Origin of the sequence: Pseudomonas sp. EGD-AK9 (assembly GCF_000465935.2) — a bacterium.
Lineage (GTDB): Bacteria > Pseudomonadota > Gammaproteobacteria > Pseudomonadales > Pseudomonadaceae > Aquipseudomonas.
This window is the reverse complement of record NZ_AVOF01000090.1, coordinates 1-9,335: the sequence shown is the minus strand read 5'-3', so window position 1 is coordinate 9,335 and position 9,335 is coordinate 1. Positions and strand designations below refer to the sequence as shown.

General features: G+C 67.0%; 8 protein-coding genes. All 8 read right to left on the bottom strand.

Annotated elements, in window-relative coordinates:
- Window positions 1-305 (bottom strand): NAD(P)/FAD-dependent oxidoreductase (locus N878_RS05105; protein WP_256217975.1); only part of this gene is annotated, 305 nt, incomplete at its 3' end.
- A gap of 138 nt (window positions 306-443) precedes the next feature.
- Window positions 444-1,391 carry an adenosine deaminase gene (locus N878_RS05100; protein ID WP_021442603.1) on the bottom strand — a complete coding sequence of 316 codons (948 nt, stop codon included), beginning with the start codon at window positions 1,389-1,391 and terminating at the stop codon, window positions 444-446.
- A gap of 175 nt (window positions 1,392-1,566) precedes the next feature.
- Window positions 1,567-2,532: a 2-oxoglutarate and iron-dependent oxygenase domain-containing protein gene (locus N878_RS05095; RefSeq protein ID WP_021442602.1), complete on the bottom strand. Its 966-nt coding sequence runs from the start codon at window positions 2,530-2,532 to the stop codon at window positions 1,567-1,569.
- A gap of 149 nt (window positions 2,533-2,681) precedes the next feature.
- Complete coding sequence (locus tag N878_RS05090) at window positions 2,682-3,764, bottom strand: BMP family ABC transporter substrate-binding protein (RefSeq protein ID WP_021442601.1); 1,083 nt, start codon at window positions 3,762-3,764, stop codon at window positions 2,682-2,684.
- A gap of 255 nt (window positions 3,765-4,019) precedes the next feature.
- The gene (locus N878_RS05085; protein ID WP_021442600.1) at window positions 4,020-5,375 is read right to left on the bottom strand and encodes an 8-oxoguanine deaminase; all 1,356 of its coding nucleotides are present in this window, start codon (window positions 5,373-5,375) and stop codon (window positions 4,020-4,022) included.
- Window positions 5,376-5,543: 168 nt separating this feature from the next.
- Window positions 5,544-6,470 carry an ABC transporter permease gene (locus tag N878_RS05080; protein ID WP_021442599.1) on the bottom strand — a complete coding sequence of 309 codons (927 nt, stop codon included), beginning with the start codon at window positions 6,468-6,470 and terminating at the stop codon, window positions 5,544-5,546.
- A 17-nt stretch (window positions 6,471-6,487) separates the two neighbouring features.
- On the bottom strand, window positions 6,488-7,585 hold the full coding sequence (locus tag N878_RS05075) for an ABC transporter permease (protein ID WP_021442598.1): 1,098 nt from the start codon (window positions 7,583-7,585) through the stop codon (window positions 6,488-6,490).
- Window positions 7,586-7,596: 11 nt separating this feature from the next.
- Window positions 7,597-9,144 (bottom strand): ABC transporter ATP-binding protein, encoded by a 1,548-nt coding sequence (locus N878_RS05070; protein ID WP_021442597.1) that lies wholly within the window; start codon window positions 9,142-9,144, stop codon window positions 7,597-7,599.
- Window positions 9,145-9,335: the final 191 nt, after the last annotated feature.

Genomic DNA, 9,335 nt, shown 5'->3' with positions numbered 1-9,335 from the left:
AGCCAGGCGCGCAGCAGCGGCGCGGCCTTCATGTCGGTGGGGAACACGCGCCCGGAGGTGCCGACGAAGGTGTCGATGCCCAGGTCGTGAATCCAGGCGCGCAGGGCGTCGGCGTCGAAGTCCTGCAGCAGCGCCGCGACTTCCCGCTGACGCTCGCCGTAGCGGCCGACAAAGGCGTCCTTCGGTTCCGAGTGGGTGATATTCATGCCGCCGACCCCGGCCAGGAGGAACTTGCGTCCCAGCGAGGGCATGGCGTCGTACAGCTCGACGCGCACCCCGGCGCGGGCCAGCACCTCGGCGGCCATCAAGCCGGCGGGGCCGCCGCCGACGATGGCGACCAGGGGAGCGGTGGGGGCGGGGATGACGGACATGCGGCGACCGGCAGGGCGAGGAAAGGGCGCATTCTAGCGGAAGGGGCAGGGCTCGGGTGGAGCCCTGCGGCATCAGGCCAGGCGCGCGTCCAGGCTGTTCTGCGCCAGGCGTCTGGCCTGCTCCTCGCTCATGCCCAGATGCTGGTGCAGGGCGGCGAAGTTCTCGCCGACGTAGCCGCCGAAGTAGGCCGGATCGTCCGAATTCACCGTCACCTTCACCCCGCGCTCGAGCATCTCGAGGATGTTGTGCTGGCCCATATGCTCGAACACGCACAGCTTGATATTGGACAGCGGGCAGACGGTCAGCGGGATCTGCTCGTCGATAAGGCGCTGCATCAGCCGCTCGTCCTCGCTGGCGCGCACGCCGTGGTCGATGCGCTCGACCTTGAGCAGGTCCAGCGCTTCCCAGATGTACTCGGGCGGGCCTTCCTCGCCGGCATGCGCCACCGAGTGCAGGCCTTCGCTGCGCGCCTTGGCGAACACCCGCTCGAACAGCCGCGGCGGGAAGCCTTTTTCCGAACTGTCGAGGCCGACGCCGATAAAGGCGTCGCGAAACGGCATGGCCTGTTCCAGGGTCTTGAACGCCTCTTCCTCGGGCAGGTGACGCAGGAAGCTGAGGATCAGGCCATGGCTGATGCCCAGTTGCTGCTCGCCGTCGCGCAGCGCCTGCTGGATGCCGCGCAGCACCACCTCGAAGGGAATGCCGCGGTCGGTGTGGGTCTGCGGGTCGAAGAAGGGTTCGACGTGGATGACGTTCTGCGCCTTGCAGCGTTGCAGGTAGGCCCAGGTCAGGTCGTAGAAATCCTGCTCGCTGCGCAGTACGTTGGCGCCGGCGTAGTACAGGTCGAGAAATTCCTGCAGGTTGTTGAAGGCATAGGCCGCGCGCAGGGTCTTGACATCGGTCCAGGGCAGGGCGATCTGGTTGCGTTCGGCCAGGGCGAACAGCAGCTCGGGCTCCAGCGAGCCCTCCAGGTGCAGGTGCAGTTCGGCCTTGGGCAGGGCGTTGAGCCATTCGGGCATGGTCGGTTCTCGTCGTCAGGCTTGCGGTGCGGCCAAGTTTAACCGCTGGGACAGGATCGCGCTGTGCCGCATGGCCCGCTGCGTAGGGTGGACATCGCTTTTCATGTCCACCACAACGTTCGTTCCGGCTGCACGAGCGGTGGATGAAAAGAGCGTCATCCACCCTACGCTGCAATCAGCCCTGTGCCGCCTCACGCCGATAGGCATAGGTATCGGCGAAGCGCGACAGCAGGTACGCGGCGCTGGTCACCGGCGGGTACTTGGCCGGGTTGTCCGCGCTGGAGCAGTTCGGTAGGCAGTCGATCAGGGTGTCCGGGTGCGGCTCGGCGAAGAAGGGCATGGAGTAGCGATCCACCCCCAGCGGGCTGATCACCCGGTGCGGGGTGGAGGTGTAGCGGTCGTTGCTCCAGCGCGCCAGCATGTCGCCGATATTGACCACGAAGCTGCCGGCCAGCGGCGGCGCGTCGACCCACTGGCCGTCGCGCGAACGCACCTGCAGGCCACCGGCATCGTCCTGGTAGAGCAGGGTGATGCAGCCGTAGTCGGTATGCGCGCCGGCGCCCTGCTGGTCACTGCTGCTGGCGGTGTGGCGCGGCGGGTAGTGAATCAGGCGCAGCACGCTGATCGGCTCATGGAAGCGCGCGTCGAAGAAGTCGTGCGCGATGTCCAGGGCCATGGCCATGGCGCGCAGCAGGGTCTTGGCCAGCGCCTGCATATCGGCGTAATGCTGTTCCATCAGCGCGGCCCAGCCGGGCAGATCCGGGTGGCGATTCGGCCCGCGCAGCGGTTTGCCGGCCACGACATCCGGATGATCCACCGGCATATGGAAACCCATATCGAAGGTTTCCTTCAGGTCGCTCGGCTTGCTCGGGTCGAGCTGCTCGGTGGCGATGGCGCCATAGCCACGATGGTGGGCGGTCTGGGTGATATCGATCTTGAGTTTGTCGTCGGCAGGCAGGGCGAAGAAGCGCTTCGCCGCACTGAGCAGGGCGTCGATGCGCTCGGCGCGGATGGGGTGGCCGACGATATAGAAGAAGCCCCAGTCGCGGCAGGCGCGGTCGATCTGTTCGGCCACGGCAGGCCAGGCCGACGCGTCGTTGCTGTACAGAGGGGCGATATCGATAAGGGGTAGGCTGTGCATAAAAGCTCCGGGGTGTTGCTGCGAGTCTTCTCGTACCCAGGGCAGCGGTGCGTGGCGCCGAAGACCGGCGCCACGGTGATGCGGTTCTGCTGAGATAAACAGGGACGGCATCGGTAGTTGCAAGGCGGCGGGTGAAACCCGCCAGCCGCTTACTTCGGCAACTCGGCCTTCAGGTTTTCCACGTAGTAGTTCATCGCGGCCAGCTCGGCGTTGGTCGCGCTCACGCCGTCGGCAATGCGCACCGCGCCGCTCTGATCCTTGATCGGACCGGTGAAGGGGTGGAATTTGCCGCTGCGGATGTCGGCGATGATCTGCTCGGCCTCGCTCTTCACCTCGGCCGGTACCAGGTCGCTGATCGGCAGGTCGATGGTGTCCTCGGCCAGGCCGCCCCAGAAGTCCTGGCTCTGCCAGTTGCCGTCGAGCACCGCCTGGGTGGATTTGACGTAGTGCGGGCCCCAGTCGTTGACGATGGAGGTGAGCACGGCCTTGGGCCCGAAGTGGGCCATGTCCGAGGCGTAGCCGACAGAATAGACGCCGCGCCGCTCGGCGGTCTGGATCGGCGCCGGGCTGTCGGTGTGCTGGAAGATCACGTCCACGCCCTGGTCGATCAGCGCGTTGGCGGCGTCGGACTCCTTGCCCGGATCGAACCAGGTATTGACCCACACCACCTTGATCTCGGTGCCGGGGTTGTACTTGTCCAGGGCCAGCTGGATGGCGTTGATGTCGCGGATCACCTCGGGGATGGGGAAGGAGGCGACGTAGCCGACCTTCTTGGTCTTGGTCATCTTCGCCGCGAGGAAGCCGCCGACGTAGCGCCCCTCGTAGGAGCGCGACAGGTAGGTGGCGAGGTTCTTGTCCTGCTTGTAGCCGGTGGCGTGCTCGAAGGTCACCTTGGGAAATTGCTTGGCCACCTTCAGCGTCGGGTTCATGTAGCCGAAGGAAGTGGTGAAGATCAGGTCGTAGCCGCCCTTGGCCATGTTGCGGATCACCCGTTCGGCGTCGGCGCCTTCCGGCACGTTCTCGACATAGCTGGTGCTGACCTTGTCGCCCAGTTCCTTGATCAGCGCCTGGCGGCCCTGCTCGTGCTGGTAGGTCCAGCCGTGGTCGCCGATGGGGCCGATGTAGACGAAGCCGACCTTCAGCGGATCGGCGGCGGAGGCGCCGAGCATGGCGCCAAAGCCCAGGGCGGCGACGAGGGTGCGCAGCAGCGGTTTCTTGCTCTTCTTGTGCATGGTGGGTGCAGCTCCAGTCTTGGTGTTGGGGTGGCCGTTGGTTGGCTGATCCCCTGACTGCAAAAAGCTGACCAACAAGACAGATAGCCGTGGCGAAAGCCCTGGCGGGCAAGGGGTGGGAAGATGGTGGAGCGCTATTGGTGCGCAGGATGTGCAGGTGCTGCGTTGTGGTGCGAGATGTGGCGTCTTTGGCCGGTAGTGTGTGCCGTGCACACCGTCGTGATGCGGTGCGCACGGCTCACTGCTCGGGCGTCCTCAACCGTTGATCAGCTGCTTCGCCGCCTGACGGTGATCGGCGATCAGCTGCGCCACGTCCAGCCCCTCGATCTGCCCGTCGATGACGCGCCAGATGCCGGCGATCATCATCCGGTCGGCGCGGTCGGCGCCGCACAGCAGCAGCGCGGAAATCGGATCGTGGCTGCCGGAGAAGCGCAGCTCGTCGAGCTTGAACAGCGCCAGGTCGGCCTGCTTGCCCACCGCCAGTTCGCCGATATCGCTGCGCCCCAGCAACTTCGCCGAGCCCTTGCTGGCCCAGCCGAGCACGCGTTGCGGGGTGATCTGCTCGGCGCCGTAGCGCAGGCGCTGGATGTACAGCGCCTGGCGCGCCTCGAGGATCATGTTCGAAGCATCGTTGGAGGCCGAGCCATCGACCCCCAGGCCCAGCGGCGCACCGGCGACCTCCAGCTCGACACTGGGGCAGATGCCCGAAGCCAGGCGCATGTTGGAGCTGGGGCAATGGCAGATGCCGGTACCGGCGGCGCCAAGGCGGGTGATTTCGTCCGGGTTGAAATGGATGCCGTGGGCCAGCCAGGTGCGCGGGCCTAGCCAGCCGACGCTGTCCAGGTAATCCACGGTGCGCAGGCCGAAGCGCTGCAGGCAGAAATCTTCCTCGTCGAGGGTTTCGGCCAGGTGGGTGTGCAGGCGCACGTCCAGTGCCTCGGCCAGTTCGGCGCTCTGGCGCATGATGGCCTGGGTCACCGAGAAGGGCGAGCAGGGCGCCAGGGCGATCTGGATCTGCGCGCCGTCGCCACGCTGGTGGTACTGGCCGATCAGGCGCTGGCTGTCGGCCAGGATCACCTCGCCCTGCTGCACCGTCTGCTGCGGCGGCAGGCCGCCGTCGGCTTCGCTCAGGCTCATGGAGCCGCGGGTGAGCATGGCGCGCATACCCAGTTCGCGCACCGCCTCGACCTGCACGTCGATGGCATTCTCCAGGCCGCCGGGGAACAGGTAGTGGTGATCGGCAGCCGTGCTGCAACCGGACAGCAACAGTTCGGCCAGCGCCACCTTGCTGGCCAGGGCCAGTTTCTCCGGCGTCAGGCGCGCCCAGACCGGGTAGAGCGTCTTCAGCCAGGGGAACAGCGGCTGATTGACCACCGGCGCCCAGGCGCGGGTGAGGGTCTGGTAGAAGTGATGGTGGGTGTTGATCAGGCCCGGCAGCACCACATGCTCGCGGGCATCGAACACCTGCTGGCAGGGCGCGGCAGGTTGCTGTCCCTTGCTGAGCACCTCACTGATGCGGCCATCCTCGATCACCAGACCGCCGGAAGCATCCAGGTCGTTGGCGGTGAAGATGGCGAGGGGGTTCTTGATCCAGATACGGGTAGCTGCCATGAGCAGGCTCCTCTGAGGTTGATGTCAGGTAAGCCAGCTCAGTGTTGACCCTGTCTGCTGATCCAGGTGCGTCGGAATCGACGTGCGGCGCACGATAGCTGACTCTGGGGTCAGGGGCAATGTCCGGTGCGCGGCGCACCCTACCGGCCGCGCGCGCCGTTACTCATCTCAATGCCCCGGCTGCCACGGCTGGCCCAGCGACACCGGTGCATACAGCCGGGTCTTGATCGCATCGCGCGAGAGCAGCACCAGCACCAGGATAGTGGCGACGTAGGGCAGCATGGCCAGCAGGTTCGAGGGGATCGACAGGCCGATGCCCTGCGCTACCAGGTGGAGGATGCTGGCCAGGCCGAACAGGTAGGCACCGAGCAGCACGCGCAGCACCCGCCAGCTGGCGAACACCACCAGCGCCAGGGCGATCCAGCCACGCCCGGCGGTCATGTTTTCCGCCCACATCGGCGTGTACGCCAGCGACAGGTAGCCGCCCGCGAGACCAGCCATGGCGCCGCCGAACAGCACCGCCAGGGTGCGCACGCGCAGCACCGGCAGGCCCATGGCGCTGGCGGCGTCCGGGTTCTCGCCGACGGCCTGGATGATCAGGCCGATGCGGCTTTTCAGCAGCACCCAGGCCACCAGCGCGAACAGGGCGAAGGACAGGTAGATCAGCACGTCCTGGGCGAACAGCATGCGCCCGATCAGCGGGATGTCCGCCAGCAGCGGAATGACGATGGGCTCGAAGCCGCTCAGCGGCTTGCCGACCCAGGCGGCGCCGACGAAGGTGGACAGGCCGACGCCGAAGATGGTCAGGGCCAGGCCGGTGGCTACCTGGTTGGCATTGAAGCCCAGCGCCACGGCGGCGAACAGCAGCGACAGCAGCATGCCGGCGGCAATGGCCAGCAGCACGCCGAGCCACAGGCTGCCGGTGCTGAAGGCGACGATAAAGCCGATCACTGCGCCGAACAGCATCATGCCTTCCTGGCCGAGGTTGAGCACGCCGCTCTTCTCGCACACCAGCTCGCCCAGGGCCACCAGCAGCAGCGGCGTGCCGGTGCGCACCATGGCGTAGAAGATATTGGTCAACAGATCGAGATCCATGGGGATTTCCTTGGCGTTCAGGGGGTGGCTTCGGCAAGCGTTTCGCGGCGTGCCCATTTCCACTGCAGCCGGGGCCGGTAGAGGATCAGCACGTCGCAGGCCAGCAGGTAGAACAGCATCATTCCCTGGAACAGCTGGGTGATCGCCTGCGGCAGGTTGAGGTTCATCTGGGCGTTCTCCCCGCCCAGGTAGAGCAGCGCCATCAGCAGGCTGGCAGCGACGATGCCGAGCGGATTGAGGCGCCCCAGAAAGGCCACGGTGATCGCCGCGTAGCCGTAGCCGGGCGAGACCTGCGGCACCAGTTGACCGATGGGGCCGGCCACTTCGCCGACGCCAGCCATGCCGGCCAGGGCGCCGCTGACCAGCAGGGCGAACCACACCAGGCGTTTCTCGCGAAAGCCGACGAAGCCGGCGGCGCGCTTGTCCAGGCCCAGCACCTTGATCTGGAAGCCGAGAAAGCTCTTGTGCAGCAGCACCCACACCGCCACCAGGGCCAGCAGCGCCAGGTACAGGCCGCCATGCAGGCGCCCGTCCTCGCTGACCAGCGGCAGGCGGCTGGCATCGCCGAACATGGCCGATTCGGGGAAGTTGAAACCGGCCGGGTCCTTCAGCGGGCCATGCACGAACAGCAGCAACAGGTTCAGCGCGATGTAGTTGAGCATGATGCTGGTAAGGATTTCGTTGGCGTTGAACTGCGTGCGCAGCCAGGCGGTGAGCCCGGCCCAGGCCGCACCCGCGCAGGTGCCGGCCAGCACCACCCAGGCCAGCGCCCAGCGGCTGTCCCAGTCGATCAGTTGCAGGGCCATGGCGCTGCCGGCGAGTGCGCCGATCAGCAGTTGGCCTTCGGCGCCGATGTTCCAGATGCGCGCCTGGTAGGCCACTGCCAGGCCGAGGGCGCAAAGCAGGATCGGCAGTGCCTTGACCAGCAGTTCGGACACGCCGTACCAGTCGCTGACTGGTGCGATCAGCAGGGTGTGCAGGGTCTCCAGCGGGGCATGGCCGAGCAGGGTGAACAGCAGCATGCCGCTGAGCAGGGTCAGCACGGCGGCCAGCAGCGGCGACAGCCAGAGCATGGGGCGCGATTGCTGGCCGCGTGGTTCCAGGGATAACAGCATGACGGGCTCCGTCAGCAGGCCGCAGCGGCGGCGGGTTGATCGAATTCACCGGCCATCCAGCGGCCGACGTCTACGCTGGAGACCTGCGCCGTCTCGGCCAGCGGCGACAGCCGCCCGCTGCACAGGGCGCCAATGCGGTCGCTGATCTGCAGCAGCTCGTCGAGGTCTTCGGAGATCACCAGGATCGCCGCGCCGGCATCGCGCAGGGCGATCAGCGCGCGGTGGATGGCGGCGGCCGCGCCGACGTCCACGCCCCAGGTCGGGTGCGCGGCCACCAACAGTTTCGGGTTCTGCAGAATCTCTCGACCGAGGATAAATTTCTGCAGATTGCCGCCGGACAGGCTGCGCGCCACGGTATCGGCATTCGGCGTCTTCACTGCGAAGCGGCGGATGATTTCCTCGGCCAGTGCGCGCACCTTGCCGCGCTGCACCAGGCCGCCCTTGACCAGGCCCTGGCCGAAGGCGGTGAGCAGGGCGTTGTCCACCAGGCTCATCTCCGGCACGGCGCCATGGCCGAGGCGTTCGGCGGGGACGAAGGCCAGGCCCAGCCCGCGCCGTGCATCGGGGTGCAGATTGGCCACCGGCGTGGCATCTATGCTGACCCGCTCGCGTTCGCCACGCGGTAGGCGGGTCTCGCCGCTAAGCAGGGCGAGCAGTTCGTCCTGGCCATTGCCGGCCACGCCAGCGATGCCGACGATCTCGCCGCTGCGCACCTCCAGGCGAAGGTGTTCGAGCGAGCAGCCGAACGGATCGGGGTTGTGCCAGCTGAGGTCATCGACACGCAGCCGTGGCAGGCCGCCGCTGACTTTCGGGTAGCTGCTTTCCAGCCCCTCGGCATCGCCAACCATCAACCGCGCCAGCTCCAGGTCGCTGCATTCGGCCGGCACGCAATGGCCGGACACGCGCCCGCCACGCAGCACCGTGGCGCTCTGGCACAGCGCGCGCACTTCGCCGAGCTTGTGGCTGATAAAGAGGATGCTGCAGCCCTCGGCGGCCAGGCGGCGCAGGGTGACGAACAGCTCGTCGGCCTCCTGCGGGGTGAGCACCGAGGTGGGTTCGTCGAGGATCAGCAGTTGGATGTCCTGCATCAGGCAGCGGACGATCTCCACCCGCTGGCGCTCACCGATGGACAGGCTGTGCACCAGGCGCGTCGGCTCTAGGGCCATGCCGTAGCGCTGCGACACCTTGCGAATCTTCGGTTCCAACTGCTTCGGTGTGCCGGCGTCCGCCCCCATCGCCAGGGCGATGTTCTCGGCGACGGTCAGGGTCTCGAACAGCGAGAAATGCTGGAACACCATGCCGATGCCCAGGCCGCGCGCCATGGCCGGATCGCGCATCTTCAAGGCCTGGCCCTGCCAGCGAATCTCGCCGCTGCTGGGCTGAGTGACGCCGTAGATGATCTTCATCAGCGTGCTCTTGCCGGCACCGTTCTCGCCGAGCAGGGCGCGGATCTCGCCGGGGGCGATGGTCAGGTCGATACGGTCGTTGGCCAGGCAGCCGGGGTATTGCTTGCTGATGGCGGTCAGCTGCAGGCGTGGGGCATTGGGTGGGGCGGACATGGAAATCGCTCGTCGATAGGAGGCGAGCGGAGTCAAAGCAAAAACCTGGCCATGGAGTCAGAAAAGCCTGGCGGCGGGTTGCCCCCGTTGCCCTATCGGCGCACGCCGCCCCGGGCTGGTGCGGCGCCATGCCGCGACCAGGCGGTACGCACCAGAAGCAGGCGCGGCGGCGCCGCATGCGGCCGGTTGCC

Coding starts and splice junctions, on each gene's coding strand:
- N878_RS05100 (WP_021442603.1), bottom strand. CDS start 1,391: ATGCCCGAATGGCTCAACGCCCTGCCCAAGGCCGAACTGCACCTGCAC.
- N878_RS05095 (WP_021442602.1), bottom strand. CDS start 2,532: ATGCACAGCCTACCCCTTATCGATATCGCCCCTCTGTACAGCAACGAC.
- N878_RS05090 (WP_021442601.1), bottom strand. CDS start 3,764: ATGCACAAGAAGAGCAAGAAACCGCTGCTGCGCACCCTCGTCGCCGCC.
- N878_RS05085 (WP_021442600.1), bottom strand. CDS start 5,375: ATGGCAGCTACCCGTATCTGGATCAAGAACCCCCTCGCCATCTTCACC.
- N878_RS05080 (WP_021442599.1), bottom strand. CDS start 6,470: ATGGATCTCGATCTGTTGACCAATATCTTCTACGCCATGGTGCGCACC.
- N878_RS05075 (WP_021442598.1), bottom strand. CDS start 7,585: ATGCTGTTATCCCTGGAACCACGCGGCCAGCAATCGCGCCCCATGCTC.
- N878_RS05070 (WP_021442597.1), bottom strand. CDS start 9,144: ATGTCCGCCCCACCCAATGCCCCACGCCTGCAGCTGACCGCCATCAGC.